The organism is Streptomyces netropsis (assembly GCF_014203545.1).
Taxonomy (GTDB): domain Bacteria; phylum Actinomycetota; class Actinomycetes; order Streptomycetales; family Streptomycetaceae; genus Streptomyces; species Streptomyces netropsis.
In genome coordinates this window covers 109,421-125,089 of sequence record NZ_JACHJG010000019.1, presented here as the reverse complement: position 1 = coordinate 125,089, position 15,669 = coordinate 109,421, and the positions used below count along the sequence as shown (strand labels likewise).

The 15,669-nt window shown below is 69.3% G+C and carries 19 protein-coding genes and 1 pseudogene; 8 read left to right on the top strand and 12 right to left on the bottom strand.

Going from position 1 to position 15,669, the window contains the following annotated elements; genetic code table 11:
• Positions 1-158 precede the first annotated feature (158 nt).
• Both FHS38_RS32395 and FHS38_RS32390 read left to right on the top strand, forming a co-directional pair.
• Complete coding sequence (locus FHS38_RS32395; RefSeq protein ID WP_184739712.1) at positions 159-497, top strand: DUF8825 domain-containing protein; 339 nt, start codon at positions 159-161, stop codon at positions 495-497.
• A 20-nt stretch (positions 498-517) separates the two neighbouring features.
• Complete coding sequence (locus tag FHS38_RS32390; RefSeq protein ID WP_184739710.1) at positions 518-1,036, top strand: DUF6233 domain-containing protein; 519 nt, start codon at positions 518-520, stop codon at positions 1,034-1,036.
• A 35-nt stretch (positions 1,037-1,071) separates the two neighbouring features.
• Here FHS38_RS32390 and FHS38_RS32385 read toward each other — a convergent pair whose 3' ends face one another.
• Entirely contained in the window at positions 1,072-1,266 is a 195-nt protein-coding gene (locus FHS38_RS32385) for a hypothetical protein (RefSeq protein WP_184739708.1), read from the bottom strand.
• 193 nt (positions 1,267-1,459) lie between these two features.
• On the opposite strand from FHS38_RS32385, the gene FHS38_RS32380 reads away from it, so the two are divergent.
• Entirely contained in the window at positions 1,460-1,672 is a 213-nt protein-coding gene (locus tag FHS38_RS32380) for a DUF6207 family protein (protein WP_184739706.1), read from the top strand.
• A gap of 213 nt (positions 1,673-1,885) precedes the next feature.
• On the top strand, positions 1,886-2,638 hold the full coding sequence (locus FHS38_RS32375; protein WP_184739704.1) for a hypothetical protein: 753 nt from the start codon (positions 1,886-1,888) through the stop codon (positions 2,636-2,638).
• 169 nt (positions 2,639-2,807) lie between these two features.
• On the opposite strand, the gene FHS38_RS32370 is transcribed toward FHS38_RS32375, so the two are convergent.
• The 6 genes from FHS38_RS32370 to FHS38_RS32345 form a co-directional block, all read right to left on the bottom strand.
• The gene (locus FHS38_RS32370; RefSeq protein WP_184739702.1) at positions 2,808-3,341 is read right to left on the bottom strand and encodes a hypothetical protein; all 534 of its coding nucleotides are present in this window, start codon (positions 3,339-3,341) and stop codon (positions 2,808-2,810) included.
• A 210-nt stretch (positions 3,342-3,551) separates the two neighbouring features.
• Complete coding sequence (locus FHS38_RS32365; RefSeq protein ID WP_184739700.1) at positions 3,552-3,788, bottom strand: hypothetical protein; 237 nt, start codon at positions 3,786-3,788, stop codon at positions 3,552-3,554.
• A 617-nt stretch (positions 3,789-4,405) separates the two neighbouring features.
• On the bottom strand, positions 4,406-5,224 hold the full coding sequence (locus tag FHS38_RS32360) for a class I SAM-dependent methyltransferase (RefSeq protein WP_184739698.1): 819 nt from the start codon (positions 5,222-5,224) through the stop codon (positions 4,406-4,408).
• Positions 5,225-5,248: 24 nt separating this feature from the next.
• On the bottom strand, positions 5,249-6,019 hold the full coding sequence (locus FHS38_RS32355) for a P-loop NTPase (RefSeq protein ID WP_184739696.1): 771 nt from the start codon (positions 6,017-6,019) through the stop codon (positions 5,249-5,251).
• Positions 6,012-7,037 (bottom strand): S66 peptidase family protein, encoded by a 1,026-nt coding sequence (locus FHS38_RS32350; protein ID WP_184739695.1) that lies wholly within the window; start codon positions 7,035-7,037, stop codon positions 6,012-6,014. Before FHS38_RS32350 ends, FHS38_RS32355 begins: the two co-directional genes overlap by 8 nt.
• Positions 7,034-8,077 (bottom strand): phosphotransferase enzyme family protein, encoded by a 1,044-nt coding sequence (locus FHS38_RS32345; protein ID WP_184739693.1) that lies wholly within the window; start codon positions 8,075-8,077, stop codon positions 7,034-7,036. Before FHS38_RS32345 ends, FHS38_RS32350 begins: the two co-directional genes overlap by 4 nt.
• 66 nt (positions 8,078-8,143) lie before the next feature.
• Between FHS38_RS32345 and FHS38_RS32340 the strand changes: the two genes are divergently transcribed.
• Positions 8,144-8,593, top strand: coding sequence for an NUDIX hydrolase (locus FHS38_RS32340; protein WP_229822835.1), 450 nt, complete (start codon positions 8,144-8,146; stop codon positions 8,591-8,593).
• 1 nt (position 8,594) lies between these two features.
• Here the strand turns inward: FHS38_RS32340 and FHS38_RS32335 are convergent, their stop codons facing one another.
• From FHS38_RS32335 to FHS38_RS32325, 3 genes are all read right to left on the bottom strand, one after another.
• Positions 8,595-9,629, bottom strand: a complete 1,035-nt coding sequence (locus FHS38_RS32335; RefSeq protein WP_221495617.1) for an amino acid--tRNA ligase-related protein — start codon at positions 9,627-9,629, stop codon at positions 8,595-8,597.
• A complete protein-coding gene (locus tag FHS38_RS32330; protein ID WP_184739689.1) occupies positions 9,629-10,507 on the bottom strand; it encodes a class I SAM-dependent methyltransferase in 879 nt (292 codons plus the stop codon). Before FHS38_RS32330 ends, FHS38_RS32335 begins: the two co-directional genes overlap by 1 nt.
• Positions 10,508-10,911: 404 nt before the next feature.
• On the bottom strand, positions 10,912-12,153 hold the full coding sequence (locus FHS38_RS32325; protein ID WP_184739687.1) for a helix-turn-helix domain-containing protein: 1,242 nt from the start codon (positions 12,151-12,153) through the stop codon (positions 10,912-10,914).
• 275 nt (positions 12,154-12,428) lie between these two features.
• Here FHS38_RS32325 and FHS38_RS32320 point away from each other — a divergent pair, with 275 nt between their 5' ends.
• Both FHS38_RS32320 and FHS38_RS32315 read left to right on the top strand, forming a co-directional pair.
• Positions 12,429-13,091, top strand: a complete 663-nt coding sequence (locus FHS38_RS32320) for a ParA family protein (RefSeq protein WP_184739685.1) — start codon at positions 12,429-12,431, stop codon at positions 13,089-13,091.
• Positions 13,091-14,194, top strand: coding sequence for a ParB/RepB/Spo0J family partition protein (locus FHS38_RS32315; RefSeq protein WP_184739683.1), 1,104 nt, complete (start codon positions 13,091-13,093; stop codon positions 14,192-14,194). The genes FHS38_RS32320 and FHS38_RS32315 overlap by 1 nt, the downstream gene beginning before the upstream one ends.
• A gap of 124 nt (positions 14,195-14,318) precedes the next feature.
• Here the strand turns inward: FHS38_RS32315 and FHS38_RS32310 are convergent, their stop codons facing one another.
• A complete protein-coding gene (locus tag FHS38_RS32310; RefSeq protein WP_184739681.1) occupies positions 14,319-14,966 on the bottom strand; it encodes a hypothetical protein in 648 nt (215 codons plus the stop codon).
• Positions 14,963-15,148 carry a hypothetical protein gene (locus FHS38_RS32305; protein WP_184739752.1) on the bottom strand — a complete coding sequence of 62 codons (186 nt, stop codon included), beginning with the start codon at positions 15,146-15,148 and terminating at the stop codon, positions 14,963-14,965. The genes FHS38_RS32310 and FHS38_RS32305 overlap by 4 nt, the downstream gene beginning before the upstream one ends.
• Between FHS38_RS32305 and FHS38_RS35805 the strand changes: the two are divergent.
• A pseudogene (locus FHS38_RS35805) lies at positions 15,132-15,668 on the top strand (GNAT family N-acetyltransferase); the annotation flags it as partial. The gene FHS38_RS32305 and the pseudogene FHS38_RS35805 sit on opposite strands and share 17 nt — an antisense overlap.
• Between the last annotated feature and the right edge of the window lies 1 nt (position 15,669).

The following is a 15,669-nucleotide window of genomic DNA, read 5'->3' as shown; positions in this document are numbered from 1 at the left end:
CAGCTCAGGGCCGTCCCACCGCTACCTTGCGTGCCAACTACCGTGCTCAGCCGCCAACCAGCGTGCTCAAGCGCCAACTGTCCCGCTCAGTCACACGACGGCGGCGTGCCGTGGTGATGGATTCGGTTCCGGAATTCGAACAAGCGTAGTATTTGGCCATGGCTGAAACCTTTGACTTCCCCGACGACCTACGGGCCGCCCAGCAGGAGTCCCAGCAGGTCACCGCGGAACTTGAGGCCCTCTACCGGGAGCTTCCGTGGTCGGTGGAACCTCACCCGGGATTCACCGCGCGGGAGGGCGACCACTTCCCCACCGAGCGTCCCGCGACCGAGGGCTGGACACCGGAGCAGCAGGAGACGGTCGAGCAGCTGCGGGCCCGGCAGCGTGAGCTCGCCACGACCGTCATCACGCACCCGTACTGGAGCACCGAGGCCGTCAGCGGCGACGTGGTGGCCGCGCGGATGGCTCTCAAGCGCCTCTTCCCGCCGGTCGCGTAGCGATGGACTCCCCTGCCGCGATGCGCGAAGAGGATGCCCCGGCGCCGCCGGTGAGGGTGGAGCTGCCGGACGGGTCCACCGCCACCGCGCAGATCCTCGCCCACATCCGGCTCGGCCCGAAGGGCCCGTGGTGGTGCTGGCTGCGCCTGGACGTGTGGTCGCGGGCCCCCGTCGGCGACGGCACGACAGCCGAGCCGCATTCCGTCCTCTTCGAGGCACCGGCCGCGAAGATCACCCCCATCCAGGGGGTCGACTACAGCAGCGTGCCGCGCCGCACCGCGCCAGCCCCGCAGCGCAGGAAGCCCGCCCCGGCACGGCCGCCGGGCGACGTCGAAGAGCTGAAATGGTGGCGGTTCATCTCCCGCCCGGGAGTCCACGGCGGGACACTGCACCGCGGTGACTGCCGGACGTCGACCGGAGGAGCGCTCCTCAGCCTGAGGGAAGCGCGCCTGATCCTCGACGAGCCAGGTGTCGTGCCGTGTCCGCAGTGCCGACCCCAGGACCGAGTACTCCAGAAACCGCCCGACGGCACGACGTAAGCGTGCCCGCACACCCGGTCCGGGAAGGGAAACCTCTACAGGCGGCGTAGCCACCGGCGAAGCCGCCGCACCGCGAGCCGCCGCGCGATCGTCGGTCCTGCGGTGCCGGCCACGACGGGGGAGGCCACGATGGCGAAGGCGGCGTAGGGTCCGATCATCTCCCGCAGGACCAACGCCCCGCCTGCCGCCAGCAGGAGGCTGAGCCCCACCGCGAGGTCTCGCTCGCCCATACGCCCTCCCCTGATCGCCCAGAGGCTCCGACGATAGAACGCGCCCCTGACAGGCGCGCGCTGTTTTGTTCGATCGCGCGTAAAGGCAGGGAGCCGCCCGGCGGCGACCCGGCCCGCGCCGGGGGTTCGCTCGTGGGGGTGGTGCGCCTGCCGACGGCGAACCGTCCCAGCGGCCGGAACCGTCTGGGCGGGCATGACTCGTATCGACGACGTGCACGTATCCGAGCCCGGTCTGGTGGTCCTGGACATCACCGCCCACGACGAAGCGACCGCACACGCCATGATGGCCTCCCTCGAACGGCAGTGGGCCACTTCCGGGATGGGTCCCGTACGGCGGGAGCCCGGCGAGCCGGGGGTCAAGGCCCGCATCTACGCGGACCTCCGACGCCCCGGCAGCAAGGCATAGCGCGGGCGGGCGGCTCAGCCCCAGACACCGGCTCAGATTCCAGGCGTCGGCCCCTTGGGCCACGCGGGCAGCCGCTTCCGCAGGGCTCCTGCGCGTTGCCTTCACCACGGCTTTCCCGGCTTCCTGTTCCGCGTGTGGCGGCAAGGGTCTCGGGCAAACGCACCCACTGTTAGCGTCGGCCTCAACTGGTTCGCGGCGGGGAAGGGCGGGACGATGTCAGGGACTACCGACGGCTGTGAGGAACTGGCGCAGCATCCGTTGGTCGCGGTCTATCCGGGGGCTCGGGTGCCAGCCGCCGAGGTGGACACCCACCCGGTCGCCGGTCCCGACGGCACGCTGCAGGTCCACGTGACCCGCTACCCCGTGGAACCCCCCGGCCTCATGTGGCAATCGCCCCGGTCGCTCACCTTGCACCTGCTAGCCGTTGAACCGCGCCCGTCGGACGAGATCCGGGCCCGGATCCCCATGTCCTGGACCGATGAGCAGCGCCGCAAGCTCTCCGTTGAGAACGCGGGCCAGGACCGGCTGGCAGCCTCCGCCACAGTCGTGATCGCACACGCGGGAAACACCCCGCCGCTGCTCGCCCTGGACAGCCTGCGCCGCCGGCGCGCCGCCGCCCAGGCCGTCGGTGTCATCACTGACGAGCGCACCGTCCTGGTCTGGCTGAGCACCAGTGACCTCGCCGCCGCCTCCGGCTACACCGTCACCATGACCGCCGACGCCGACCCCGGCCCGCTCAGCCTCTACCCCTCGGCACTCCTCGGCTGGGCACTGTGGTGGCGCGAGCAGGCCGACCGTCTGACCGACGAGCACGTCTCCTTCGAGGAACTCCCGCCCCCGCCCTTGGAACTCGACGTCGTCGAGGCGTGGACCCCCTACCGCGTCAGCCTGACCTCCCACGAACGCACCACCTTCACCCCCCTGCCCCGCCCACCCCGTGAACCGGACGGACCTGAGTACCGCTGACGCCGCTCCACCACCACGTCCCAAGGCCGCACGCAGGCGGCACGTGGTGGCTGGCGCCGTTCGGCTCCGGGCGAAGGGAAGCCGGCTCGGAACGCACGTCGGTCGCTGGCGCCAGCGCTTGCCCGCGGCACGACAGGAGGGCCGACCGCGGTGGCCATGCCGGCTGCGGCTAGTAGTCGGTCTGCCCGGTGACGGCCGCGTAGATCACCGTCGCGATGTCCCCGCACCGGTGCAGCGCGAGTTCAATCTCGGCGCGCTCTGCGGGGGACAACTGGGCCTCTTCCCAATGGTGGGCATCCCAGAACCGCGTGTCCTGCTCAGCCTCCCCGGCGACGAGATCTGCGGCAGGCGCCGGCGGGGGCGAGGCCTGCCACGCCGCCAAGAGCCGTGCGGCATACGGCAGGACCGGCTGGGCGGCGTCGCCGTACGCCTGGACCAGGTGCACCATCGGGCTGCCCGCCAGCCGTTCCCGCCACCGCGGCAGCACCTCGTCAGTGAGCTCACACACCAACAGCGCCTGAACCACGAGCGTCTGCGTCAGCCACAGACCCCGCTCACTGGACGGCATGTCCGCCGGCGACGGATTCTCTACCAGCCGGTCGCGGCACTCGAACAGGGCACCGCCCAGAGCACACTCCTCCTGGCCCGGCACCCACTCTCCCCGGACCAGAGCCCGCTCGACCGCCGCTATCTCGTCTGCCATACCCGTCACCGTAACGGCCCCGTCTTCTTCGCCGTCTTCAACTTCGGCTTCAGGGGCCGCTTGCAGACCGGCTGCCATCCCAGAGGCTCGTCGGGCTCTCGCTTCTGGTCCTCATCGAGCGCGGCAGCCATCTTCTTCGCGGCGGCGCGGGCGCGGGCGCGGGCAACCACAAACGCAGCTCGCTGCTGTCCGCGGGCGAATCTGGAGTTGCTAGAAATAGAGCCACACGAAGAACATGCCGCTGTTCGCGCTGACCATTACTTCACCCGCCCCTTGCGGCGGAGAGAAATTCGCTACCTTCGCACAGTCATAGGCATCTGCGTAGCTTCCGTAAAAATGCCACGCCTTAGCCTCGATGTCGCTTGCCTCCCTCTTCTTGAACTCGACTGCCTCCTCCAGCGTGACCGGCCGGTCAACCGGAAGCCCTTCGCGCCCCTGACCACCCATGATCATCCTCCCGTGTCGGTCCCCCATCGAGGATGTGGCGGGGTCCATGGGCTCGCCATTTCGCGGCCGCCTTCCGGGTCGCGGTGCGAGTACCGGAACCTATGCGGGCACGGGTACGCAGACGCTGGGCTCGCACACGGAGCGGCCCCGGTACTCCGCTGAGTACCGGGGCCGCCTCTTCCGGGCCTGTAAGGCTCTGACCTGGGCCATTGCCGTAGCGCCCCTTTAGACCCACTGACGTGCAAGCGTGATCCGGGGTCCTTCCCGCCGTGCGGAAGGCCATCACCAAGTCTTTACCGCAGCGCCCGCCAGGCGGGCCGCCTGGCCAGCCCGAGACGGTAAGCCGCCGACGTGTGCACTCTCCCGCCCATGAACATCTCCAGGTACGGACAGCCCTGTCCCCTCTGCCACAGACCGCTGCTCCTGGACGTGCTCCAGGTGCACTCCGCGCAGTCCGACTTCCCCACCGCCGAACGCGTCACCGAGCGCCGATGCCCCGACTGCCAGACGACCCGGCCCAAGCAATGGACGGAGGGGCCCTTCGCGGCGGGGTACGGGCGCCCCGGCTCAAGCTGGGGTGACCATTTGGGCTGTCCCGCGTTCGGGCTCGTGGTGGATCACGTCTGGATGACGGCCAGCATGTGCGCGGACATGTCGATCAACTCTGGGTGCGCCTCGGACAGCCGGGCCCCGTCGACAGTCGCATCGAAGAGGACTGTGTGTGCTACGGATCGGCCGGTGTGCCGTTCGATGCTTTTGGTCACGGCCCAGCCGGGTCCTTCGATTCCGTACAGGGCCGTGAGGGGAAGCCCGGCGTCCGCGACCTCGGCGCGCAGTTCGCTGCTGGTGTGGAAGTAGGCGGCGGTGAAGAGGCCGGTGGGGTCGTTGTCCGGCTCGGGTAGGTAGCCGGTGCGCAGCCGGGTGGCCAGGCGGTCGCGGATGCTGGGGTCGGTGAGGCTGCTGAGGGTGTTGTAGTCGAGGAGGAGGGCCGGTCGGCTGATCGCGGCGGCGGCGATGATGCCTCCTGGCCGTACGACGCGGCGAGCTTCGTGCAGGGCGGTGATGCGGTCTTCCCGGTGGGCGAGGTGGTAGAGCGGGCCCAGGAGGAGGGCGCAGTCGTAGGTGGCGTCTTCGGCGGTCAGGGCTCGTGCGTCGCCGAGTTCGGTGGTACAGGCGGCGTATTCGGCGGCTTGGTCGAGGTGTTTGGCGATCGGGTCGACGAGGTGAACGGTGTGGCCGTCGTCAGCGAGCCATCGGGCGTGTGTGCCGGGTCCGCCGCCCACGTCGATGATCCGGGCCGGGGCCGTGGGGAGGTGGCGGCGGAGCAGTTCTTGGGTGCGGAGCAGCTCGAGGCGGCCGGCGGCTGGGATGAGGAGCCGGTCGGCCTGGTCGTGGGTCTCGTAGTAGGTGATGACGCGGGGGTCCATGTCGGGCATGCGGCTTCTCGCTTCCTTCACGGGTCAGCGGCTGGTGGTCGTGGGGTTGGTGGCGTGGAGAGTGCACAGGTCGGTGAGCAGGCCGCCGTCGTCGAGGTACTGGACGAGTGCGGAGTCTCCGTTGCCGTGATTGCTGATGGCTGAGGCGCCGCTGTCGATGGGGACCTTGATGAGCCGGCTGTCGGGGAGGAGCTGTTGGAGTTGGTCGCCGGCTGTTCCGGGGAAGGGCTGCCAGCTGTGGGCGCACTGGGGGCAGGTGGCTTCGGCCATGTTCTCGACGATCGCCGCGATGGGAATCTCTGCCTCTTGGAGCATGCGAAGGGAGCGGCGCACGTCGACGAGGGCCAGCTCGTGTGGGGTGGTGACGATGACCGCGGCGATGGCCCGGAATTCGTCGAGGACGGCGAGCTGGGTCTCTCCGGTGCCTGGTGGCATGTCGATGACGAGCAGGTCGAGGGGGCCCCAGTCGGCGTCGTGGAAGAGCTGGTGGAGGGCGCCGCGCAGGAGGGGGCCGTGCCAGATATAGGGGTGGTCGGCGTCGGCGAGGAGTCCGGTGGAGATGACGGGGATGCCGTCGCTGATGGCGGGCTGGATGCGTTGGTTAAGGATGCGCAGGCGGGTGCCGGCTCCGAAGAGGGTGGGGGCGCTGGGGCCGGTGAGGTCGGCGTCGAAGTGGCCGACGTTGAGGCCGCGGGCCTTCAGACCCCGGCTGGTGGCCTTGGCCACGGTGCTTTTCCCGACGCCGCCCTTGCCGCTGCAGATGTACACCGCCTGAGGGCGCTGGTCTTCATGCACGGGGGGATTCCTTCCTTCTGGTGGGGGCTGTGTCGATGGCGAGCCGGGTGCCGTCCACGGTGGCGGTCACGCCGACGGGGTAGGTGGGCAGCGGGTCGACGTGCCCGCCTTCTACACCTGTGATCACGGGGTACTGGCCGTCTTGGGTGTGTGCGGCGAGGACGGCCTCGAACCCGGGCTCAGGCAGGTGGTTGGGGGTTCGCAGGAGGACCAGGGCGGCGGGGTCGGCGGTGATCCCGGCTTGCCGGAGGTGGGTGAGGTCGGTGTCGGCGTCCTCGGGGCGGTAGGCGTGGTCCGGGATGTCGATCAGCAGGATGTGGCCGGTGAGGTCCGGCTGCCAGGGCGTCCCGGCGAGGTGCCGCAGGGAGGGCAGGCAGAACGGGGCCAGGGGCCCGCTGGCCCGGCTCTCGCGCAGGGCGCGGCGCGGTGGGGCGGGGCGGGTGCGGCGGGCACGCTGCTCGGCCTGGGCGGTCGCGTGATCTTCATGTACGAGGTAGTGGGAGGGCGGGATGGGGCCCGGCGCGGTGGTGGCGGAGGTGATGGCCTGGAAGTGGGCGGTGGTGTAGGGGAACGGGTGGTCGTACTCGCCCCATTGGGGGATGAGCGCGGGGCCGTAGAAGGTGACCAGGCGTGTGACGTGGCGGAGGGCGTGGTGCAGGACGGTGGTGTCGGAGTAGCCACACAGCACCTTGGGGTTCGCGGCGATGGTGTCCCAGTCCAGGAAGGGCAGGATCTGGGCGGTGTGGTTGCCACCGATGGTGGTGATGATCCCGCTGACCGACCGGTCGGCGAAGGCTGCGTTCAGGTCCGCAGCACGCTGCTGCGGGGTTCCGCTGGTCCAGCCGGACCGGCCGGCGGTTGTCGGGGCGGTGACCGTGTTGTAGCCGGCGGCCTGGAGGTTGCGTAGGCCCCGGCCGAAGACGTCGGGGTACTGGGCGGGGCCGGGCGAGGACAGCGTGAGGACGGCGATGGTGTCGCCGTGCAGGAGCGCCGGGGCGAGCTGCGGTGGCGGCGTCATGGCCGGTGTTCTCGGACGATGTCGGCGACGTCGGCCGGGATGGTGGTTGCCCACGCGGCGAGTTCGGCCGCCATGGCCGTGGGGTAGTCGCCGCGCATCAGCCCGAGGCACACCAGCCCCACGGCGACGGCTCCGCTCGCGGGCGGTATGCAGGCGATCTCGGCCCGGGCCAGGTGACGCACGCGGGTGTAGGCGGCCAGGATGTCGGCCGCGGCCGGGCGGTTGATGCGGCCGGGCAGGACCGGGGCGAAGTTGGTCGAGTCCTTGCGGTAGTGCACGGAGCAGAACGACAGCAGGGCTTCGGCGATGTCGCGCAGGCAGGGCCCGCGGTGGGCGTTGTCGAAGTCGATGAGCATGGCGCACTCGCCCTCGCCGTAGATCAGGTTCCACGGGTTGGTGTCGCCGTGGGTGAGCTGCCCGGCGAGGCCGTCCCAACCGGCCGCTTCGGCCTGCTCACCCCAGATGCTGACGGCGTGTTCCATGACGTCGAGTACGGGGCTGGGGACGGCGGTGCTCTCCCGCGTGAGCGTGATGTGCTCGGCAGCGCCGGCGAAGGTGTTCTCCGCCGGATCGGCCGGTACGTCCACGGCAGCGCAGTGGAGGCTGGCGATGGCTTCACCGGCCTGGACCCTGTCGGCGGGGGTGGCGGCGTAGCGGCGGCCGGGGACGTACTCGGTGAGGGTGAAGTACGAACCGGCGATCTCGAACCAGGGAAGGCCGGCGCTGGTGTGGAGCAGGCGGGGCACTGGCGCCCCGGCGTCGCGGGCCTGGGTCTGCCAGCGGGTGGCCAGGATCAGGGCGTCCCGCTCGCAGTACCAGGGGATCTGCTTGAGGAACAGCCTGGTTCCGTCGCTGCTCTCGATGACCATCTTCCGGCTGGTCTGTGACCGGACGTCGATGAGCGTGCAGTGATCCCCGTCCAGAAGTATCGGCCGGAACCCGGTCAGGGGGCCGAGGCCGTAGGCGTCCGCGAGCTGATGCAGCAGCCCGCTGTCGAAGGAGAAGAACCCGTACTGCGGTGGCTTGCGAAGAATCGGCACGAGAGGTGCACCTCCTGGGCACGGCGCTACCATCGGACGCTCGAACCGCCTGATGGAGGAGTCGACTTGAAGTACGCGATCAATGTGGATGTCGCCTTGTACCGCGGGGACGAGTGGCTGCTGATCGTGCGAGGGCTGAACGAAGAGCACGCGGCCGGCCGCCTGTCGCTGGTCGGCGGCACCGTGGACACGGACACCCCCGGCGGCGGCGATGTGCTCCTGGACACCGCACGCCGGGAGGTCCTCGAGGAGATCGGCATCGATATGGCCGGTGTCCCTCTCGCCTACGCCGAGTCCGTGTTCTTTGTGACGGACACCGGCAACCCGGTCATCAACGTCGTGCTGGCGGCCGAGCTCCCGGCCTGCGCCAAGCCGCGCATCGCCTCGCCGGAGGAAGTGGCAGGGCTCCGGTGGGAGACCCTGCCCTCCCTCGAACTCGACGAGAGCTGCCCGGCCTGGACGCTCCAGGGCGTCCAGCGTGCGGCTACCGCCCTCGGCCGCACCCCTGCTGTCTAGATCAGGGGGTGCAGTCCAGGCCGTTGCGCCGGACCAGGATCTGAAGATCCCGGATGTCGTCGTGGTCGAGCACCCACAGCAGCAGCCGCTCGATGCCCATACCGAACCCCGACGTCCGAAGCGGCCGGCGCTCGCGCATCTCGATGTACCAGCCGTAGGGCTCCTGGTCGACCTGATGGTCGGCCAGGGCGCTGCGCACCGCATCGGCGGTGGCGTGCCGCTCCCCCGCGCCGACGACCTCTCCGATCCCGAGCAGGAGGTCCGCGTTCGCGGCCGTGAGCTGCTTCTCGTCGGCGTAGGCCTGGTAGAAGGGCACGGCCAGGTGGTCGAAGTGGGTGACCCACACCGGCCTCCCGCACCGGGCGAGCAGGCGCTGCTCCGCCTCGCGGGTCAGTGTCCGCCACGTGCGGCCTCCAGCCCCGGTTCCCGTCCGGATCAGGTGCGGGTCGGACTTCAGGAGCCGGTCCGCCTCGCTGAACGTCACCTGCTCGAACGGCCTGCTGCTCCCGGCGACGTCTTCCAGGTGGGCGACTGTTCCCGCCGCCTCGTGCACGGTGTCGGCGCAGGCCTTGAGGATGTGCTGGGCGAGGTAACGGACGTAGCTCTCGACGGTGGCGATGGCGGTGTCGAGTCCGCCGGGGAGTTCGGCCTCGCTGTGGAAGAACTGGCACAGGTGGCTGGGGTCGGGATCCTCCCCGCGGAAGGACGGCATCAGGTAGTAGCAGCCGCGCTCGGAGAGCCGGCAGCCGTACTCCAGGGAGAACTGCATGGAGTCGGCCAGGTAGACGGGCCTGCCGAACATGTCGACCTTGACCGGCGCGGAGTCCGAGCCCAGTCCCATCGGGGAGGACACCGCCCCGGTCGTCACCGGGAGATGCAGGGTCGGCACGCTGCGGTTCGCCCAGAACTCGGCGGTCGCGTACGAGACGGCGTCCTGCAGCGTGACCAGCGTCCGGCCCCACGGGGAGCCGATCAGGTCCAGGTACCGGCTGGGGGCGGACCACAGCGGGGGTTTTCCTGCGGCGGGAGTGAGCATCAGCGGTTCTCCGTTCCGGTCAGGGGCACGAACTCGCGGGTGAAGTACGGGTCGTACACGCCGGGCTCGAGGAACAGCTCCGGCTGCTCGGGGACGTCGTCGGCGAGCGGGCGGCGCAGGACCAGGTCCATCACCCCCAGGTGACGGTGGTTGTCGTTGAACACGTGGCAGGTATGCCGCCACTGCTCCCGGACCCGGTCCCGCTGCTCCGGCGCCAGCGCCGTGATGCGGGAAGAGCTGGTCAGGTGCTCGGCGTAGGCATCGACAGCCTCCGCCGGCCGGGCCGCGAGGGGACGCCGGGCGAAGGAGTACAGCTCCCACCCGGCGGGGGCGAGCTCCTCCAGCCACTCCTTCCAGCCGTAGGTCGGGACATGGAACCCCAGCACCGCCGCCAGCCGGTCCGACAGGGATGCCGGCGGAGTGCTCCGGTAGTACAGGTGCGTGATCGAGACCATGCCCAGCGGGCGCAATACTCGGCGGATCTCGCTGAAGGCCTGCGGCCTGTCCTCGACGAACCCGAGCGCTCCCCCACAGACCACGGCATCGAACGTGCCCTCGTCCCACGGCAGCCTCCGTACGTCGCCGACGTGGAAGGAGATCCGTTCGGCGATCCGGTCGGGGAGCGCCGCCACTGTGCGCCGGGCTTCCTCGACGGCTGCCGCGTTGATCTCCACGCCGTCCGTGCGGCACCCGGTGATGGCGGCGAGTTCGATGGAGGTGAAGCCGGTGTTCGAGCCGACCTCGAGCACCCGGTGGTGCGGGCCGACGTGCATGGTCTGAGCGAGGCGGGAAACGGCGCGCTTCCCGCCGGGACACCGGTTGGTCTCGCCTACCAGTGAGATCAGGTCCACGTAGCCGATGGGTCGTTCGAGAATCATGTGTCCTCCTCTGATGGTTGGCTGTGTCCTCGATGGCTGGGGCACTGCCTGCCTCTGTCGCTGGCAGGGCCATCGACGTTCTGACTGGCTTCCGACGCCTCCAAGTGAGGGCGTCATGCTGCGGGCGGGCCCCGTTCGGGTTGAGCCAGGCACCCTGGGAGGCAGCAGCGCACAGGGGCCCTATCGACGTGCGTGTAGGCACGCCGAGCGGGATTTGGGGGCGGCGAGGTCGCTCGTTGGTCAGCGCCGGTGGTACGGCACTCCCGAGGGCTTCCGTCGGGAGTAGTAAGAGGTAACCGCGTCGCGCCGGAGGAAGGAACCGAGCGCGCAACCTCTACCGTGATCACCCACGGCGGGGTGCTACGCGGTGTATCAGTACGGCTCTGGCCTTCGGCCCCAAAGGGCTAGCGCATGGCGATGTTCATGTGCTTGGCCAGGGGGACAAGCCCCTCGACACGGCGGCGGCCCTTGTCCTCGATGATCTGCTGGACCGTGTCGCGGGCGAGGACTTGGTAGCGCATCCACTCCCCCGCCATGGCCCGCACCCGGGTCAGGGTGGTCACCGCGTCGGCGAACCGGGCCTCCCAGGTCTGGGCCTGCGCTACGTCCAGCAGGTGGCGGCCGCGGGTCGCGGGCGGCAGACGGCGGGTCGGGGGCACCTTCTTCGCCAGCCTCAACGCCTCACCGGAATGCCCCTGTGCCATAGCGAGCTCAACGGCGACCATCGAGATCTTGGCGGGTCCGAACGCTGCTCCGTGACCGCCGTTCAGGTAGTCCATGCGGTCGGTGCGTACCACCTTGGTGCAGCGCCTCGCCGACGCGAGCAGCTCCGTAGCTCCGTCGAAGTCTTCCTGCCGGGAGGCCGCCGTCACCGCGGACAGCATCAGCCGGCCCCACATCCGCAGCGCCGTGTAGTCAGAGGCCGCCATACGCGGGTTGAGCTCTTCCGCCGCCCCCACGGCCAGCTGCGCGGCCAGCCCGGGTTCGCCCTGCCTCAGCAGCACCCACGACAGCGCGTTGCACCCCGCCGCGATCAGCAGCCGGTCCTCCGCCCTGTCCGCCGCCACCATGGCCTTCTCCAGCGCGGCCCGCGCGAGATCGTCCTGGGACAGGTGGACAGCGACCATCGCCGCGACCTGATAGGCGCGGCTCAGCTCCGCTGACGCCACGCGCCGGCCAGAACCGCGCGCCGTGCGCACAGTGGCCTTCGCACCACCCAGCAACCCTGGAAGACCGGCGACCAGACCCGAAAACTCCCCGTGGTGGTACTGGCGCCACAGGACCTCAACCGTGTGTCTCAGCTCGCCAGCATCCGGGGCATCCTCCGCACCGGCGGCCGCGGATAAGGGCACTCCGGGGACCTCGTTGAGGGCCAGCACCGACCGGCGCAGCGCGGCGACGCTGGCTCGGTGTCCGTCCTCCTGGTGCAGCGTCTGCGGCTGCCCGAGAAGGGCCTGAGGCTTCACATCGAGGGCACGGGCCAGTTTGGCGAGGGTGCCCATGAGCGCGGTGGTGCGGCCATTGCGTTCCAGGACGCGGATGGTGGCCACGCTCACCCCGGACTTGTTGCTGAGCTCCTGTTGGGTGAGACCGGTCTGAGCCCGCAAGCGAGCCAGGTTCTCACCGATCGTGGGCTCATCAGCCATCGCACGCTCCGTGCTTGCCGGGGACCGTACTTGGACGGTACCCCCGCCAGGCGCGGCAGCCGAGGGGGATGCTGAACGCTGACGATCCGAGGTCGCCATGCTCGCCGAGCGTGGCACTCGCCACCCGTGGTGGTTTACCGCGGTAAACCACCACGGGTCCAGATCGGTTCCGATCAGTCGAATCACGAATGTCCTGGTCAAAGCGGAAGCTTGGCTTCTGGCATGATGCCCTCTGCCCGAAGTACCGGATCTATCGGGAAGCAAACGGAGCATCCATGCCAGCAAGTGTTTACGTCGTATCCATCGACCCCCAGGCATCGACTGTCTGGTGGGCGAACCGCATCACCGACCTGCCCTTCGACTTCTCCCAGGAGCACGAGTCTCCAGAGAACCTGCAGGTCCTCAAGGACGCCGGCGCGCGAGTCCATGTCATCGCCAACCAGAAGGGCGGGGTCGGAAAGACCACCACCACCCTGAACCTGGGCGCCGTCGTCGCAGATGTGCTCAAAACCAGCAATAAGGGCCTCCAGCACGTCTTCATCGACACCCCCGGCAGCCTTCAGGACGAGAACCTTCTCCTGGAGGCCCTGAAGTTCGCGCACGACGTCATCGTGCCCATGCCTCCCGAGGGGCTCGCCTTCGACCCCACGGCCCGCACAATCCAGAAGGTCATCGTGCCGACTGGGCTTCCCTTCAAGGTCGTCGTCAACAACTGGGACCCCCGGGACGGCACAGCCGACTTGGTGGACACCCAGGAGTACATCGACGCACAGGGCTGGCCTCGCGCACAGACCGTCATTCGCAGGTACAAGGTCCACACACGTGCGTCCGTTGAGGGACGCGTGGTGACGCAGTACCCGAAGAACCGGGTCGCCATGGAGGCTCGCGAGGACTTCTTCCGCCTCGCCCTCGAGATGGGATACGGGGGTCGCGCCTGATGGCCGGACGCCGCACCAGCCTCGCCTCGCTCGCCGGCCAGAAGGTCGACGCGGTACCGGGGCAGAGCGATCCGTTGCTGTTGACCCTCCCGCTCGACAAACTCGTGCCGACCCGCTTTAACCCACGGCGCAACTTCGGCACGGAGGAAGAGCTCAAGGAGTTCGGGCTGAAGCTGAAGCATCGCCAGCTGCAGCCCGCCGTGGTGGTCTCCAGGGCCGCGTATCTCAAGCTGTGGCCGGACGAAGAGCCTCACGTCGGCTCGGCATCCTTCGTGATCGCCAACGGCGAGCGCCGGTACCGTGGATCTCAAGCCGCCGGGCAGACGACCCTCAACGTCGTACACAACGAGGACGTCGCCCAGAGCCGCGCGGAATTCCTCGATGCCGTTCTCGCTGAGAACAACGATCGCGAGGACTTGGATCCGATCGAGCGGGCTATCGGTATCGAGACCATGGTCGTGGAGCTCGGAGGCGCAGACAAGGTCGCCGAGCACTACGGCAAGACCAAGGGCTGGGTGAGCCAGCAGCGCAGCCTCCTGAAGCTGACTGATGAGCTCCAGGCGTTGGTCTCCTGTGGTGACATGCCCGTACGCGTTGCTCGGAAGATCGCCGGATTGCCATCCTCCGAGCAGGAAGCCGCCTGGGAGGCCGAACAGAATCAGCGTCTGGCGGCGCAGAACGCCCCCCGGCAGAAGAGGGGCCCCCGGAAGGCCACACCGACGCCCCGGTTTACCGCGGTAAACCAGGCGCAAGAGCAGGGGACAACGTCTGAGTCGGCCACAGATCAGGAAACCGCCCCTCCCTCGCAAACGGCACTGCCAGCACAAACGGCAGCAGCCCAGGACACCGCCGCAGGCGGGCAGCAATCGGCCGTTCCGCTGCCGTCGGCCAACAACGACGACGGCGGCGAAGCGACCCGCACAGCAGCGGACGTCTCCCGGCCGCAGCCCATCGTGATCCCGCCTGGCTCTCCGGCAGACGTGGCAGACGCACTGGCCGCTCAGCTCTCGCCTGATGATTTGGCCGCAGTGGCGGAACTACTCCTGGACCGGTTGGGAACTGAGCACAGCGGTACCGCAGCACCGGCAGCAGCATCCGTGTAACTGATCCCTCAACCGTCGATGCCCCGGCTCCTACATCCACTAGGAGCCGGGGCATCGACGCGAGCGGGCACAGCCGCCGTGTGTGTCGGGAGCGGCTCGCTGCTCGTCCAGCGCGAGGTCGACGTCATCGACCTGCTCGCCGAGTGCCTGCCCGTAACGGAGGGATTTGGTCGTCGGTATCTTGACCGTGCGGGTCCTGGTACGTGTCGGTGGCGCTGAAGTCGAAGGGCACCGCAGTCGCGGCGCCACCGGCCTCACTGGTGTTCTGCAGCTGCTGGTTGAGGCGGTCGGCGTCGTGGTCGGCGTGGCGGCACTGGGTGTAGGGGCCGATCCGGAGCAGCGGTCGGCCGGGGCGGGTGATGTGGACGGCGTAGTGGGCTGGGGGCAGCCCCAGGTCGGTGGGGAGGTCCAGGCCCGCCGCGGCGTGGGTGAGTATCCGGTAGGCCGGCTGCCAGGTGCCGAGGATGAGTGACGTCTCGCAGCGCAGCCAGCCCTTGCGGGTGTCGCGGTCGCCGTAGCGGGCGTGGGGGACGTCAGGGTGCTGAAGGGCAAGAGCGATGACGTCGGGCCCGCGGTCGTCGCCGGGGCGGGGGTGGCCGCGCTCGATGAACGGCCCGACCCTCACGGCGATGTCCTGGCCGCTGCCGGGCGTCCAGGGCGTCGGGTGCTTGAGTGCGGCGAGCATCGAGCAGACCGCTTCGACCACGGCCTGGTCCTCGGGGGCGAGGGTTCCTGGCGCGTTGGCGCGGCGGCGGAAGAGACGGCGTTTCATCGGCTGGCCTCCTGCTGGGGAGTGGGGTGGGCGCGGTTGTCGGGCGTCTTGAGTACGCGCGGCAGGTGGATGTGGAGGTGCTCGACTTCGACCTGGCGGCCGCGGTCGCGGAGTGCGCGGGCCAGGAGTTCGGTGAGGCCGCTTGCCCTTTTCCGGACTAAGAAAATGATCTTGTTGTCCATGTCGCATCGACAGCCTCTAAAGCGACGGAGCGGGCGAAAGTATCCGATTGTCCAGATGTTCATGGATCGCGACAATCACGGCATGAGTGATCAGAAACTGTCCGACGGCATCGTCGCCCTGTCCCCCTTGCGTCTCGATGAGGCCGGGACGCACCTGGCCGGAGAGGACCAGCAACTGGTGCGCTGGCTCACCGGCGGGCCGGGGACCTTGGAAGGTGTTGAGGCATACATTGCCCACTGTCGTGAGCAGTGGGAGACGAGAGGGGCTCTGCGGGCCTTCGGCATTCGGTTCGGGGTCGAGGAAGTGCTGGCAGGGACCGTGGACTTGCGGTTCGAGGGCGAGGGCCTGAAGGCTGGCCAGGTCAACGTCGCCTACGGGGTCTACCCACTCTGGCGAGGGCGGGGGCTTGCAGCCCGCGCGGTCGATTTGGTTTGCCGCTACGCCGCTGGCCAAGGGGCAACCTGCGCGGTGATCAAGGTGGAGCCGGAGAACCCGGCGTCGGGCCGGGTTGCGCGGAAGG

Excerpts from the sequence above, each read along its gene's own strand:
- FHS38_RS32395 (WP_184739712.1), top strand. The coding sequence starts at position 159 with ATGGCTGAAACCTTTGACTTCCCCGACGACCTACGGGCCGCCCAGCAG.
- FHS38_RS32390 (WP_184739710.1), top strand. The coding sequence starts at position 518 with ATGCGCGAAGAGGATGCCCCGGCGCCGCCGGTGAGGGTGGAGCTGCCG.
- FHS38_RS32385 (WP_184739708.1), bottom strand. The coding sequence starts at position 1,266 with ATGGGCGAGCGAGACCTCGCGGTGGGGCTCAGCCTCCTGCTGGCGGCA.
- FHS38_RS32380 (WP_184739706.1), top strand. The coding sequence starts at position 1,460 with ATGACTCGTATCGACGACGTGCACGTATCCGAGCCCGGTCTGGTGGTC.
- FHS38_RS32375 (WP_184739704.1), top strand. The coding sequence starts at position 1,886 with ATGTCAGGGACTACCGACGGCTGTGAGGAACTGGCGCAGCATCCGTTG.
- FHS38_RS32370 (WP_184739702.1), bottom strand. The coding sequence starts at position 3,341 with ATGGCAGACGAGATAGCGGCGGTCGAGCGGGCTCTGGTCCGGGGAGAG.
- FHS38_RS32365 (WP_184739700.1), bottom strand. The coding sequence starts at position 3,788 with ATGGGTGGTCAGGGGCGCGAAGGGCTTCCGGTTGACCGGCCGGTCACG.
- FHS38_RS32360 (WP_184739698.1), bottom strand. The coding sequence starts at position 5,224 with ATGCCCGACATGGACCCCCGCGTCATCACCTACTACGAGACCCACGAC.
- FHS38_RS32350 (WP_184739695.1), bottom strand. The coding sequence starts at position 7,037 with ATGACGCCGCCACCGCAGCTCGCCCCGGCGCTCCTGCACGGCGACACC.
- FHS38_RS32335 (WP_221495617.1), bottom strand. The coding sequence starts at position 9,629 with ATGCTCACTCCCGCCGCAGGAAAACCCCCGCTGTGGTCCGCCCCCAGC.
- FHS38_RS32330 (WP_184739689.1), bottom strand. The coding sequence starts at position 10,507 with ATGATTCTCGAACGACCCATCGGCTACGTGGACCTGATCTCACTGGTA.
- FHS38_RS32325 (WP_184739687.1), bottom strand. The coding sequence starts at position 12,153 with ATGGCTGATGAGCCCACGATCGGTGAGAACCTGGCTCGCTTGCGGGCT.
- FHS38_RS32320 (WP_184739685.1), top strand. The coding sequence starts at position 12,429 with ATGCCAGCAAGTGTTTACGTCGTATCCATCGACCCCCAGGCATCGACT.
- FHS38_RS32315 (WP_184739683.1), top strand. The coding sequence starts at position 13,091 with ATGGCCGGACGCCGCACCAGCCTCGCCTCGCTCGCCGGCCAGAAGGTC.
- FHS38_RS32310 (WP_184739681.1), bottom strand. The coding sequence starts at position 14,966 with ATGAAACGCCGTCTCTTCCGCCGCCGCGCCAACGCGCCAGGAACCCTC.
- FHS38_RS32305 (WP_184739752.1), bottom strand. The coding sequence starts at position 15,148 with ATGGACAACAAGATCATTTTCTTAGTCCGGAAAAGGGCAAGCGGCCTC.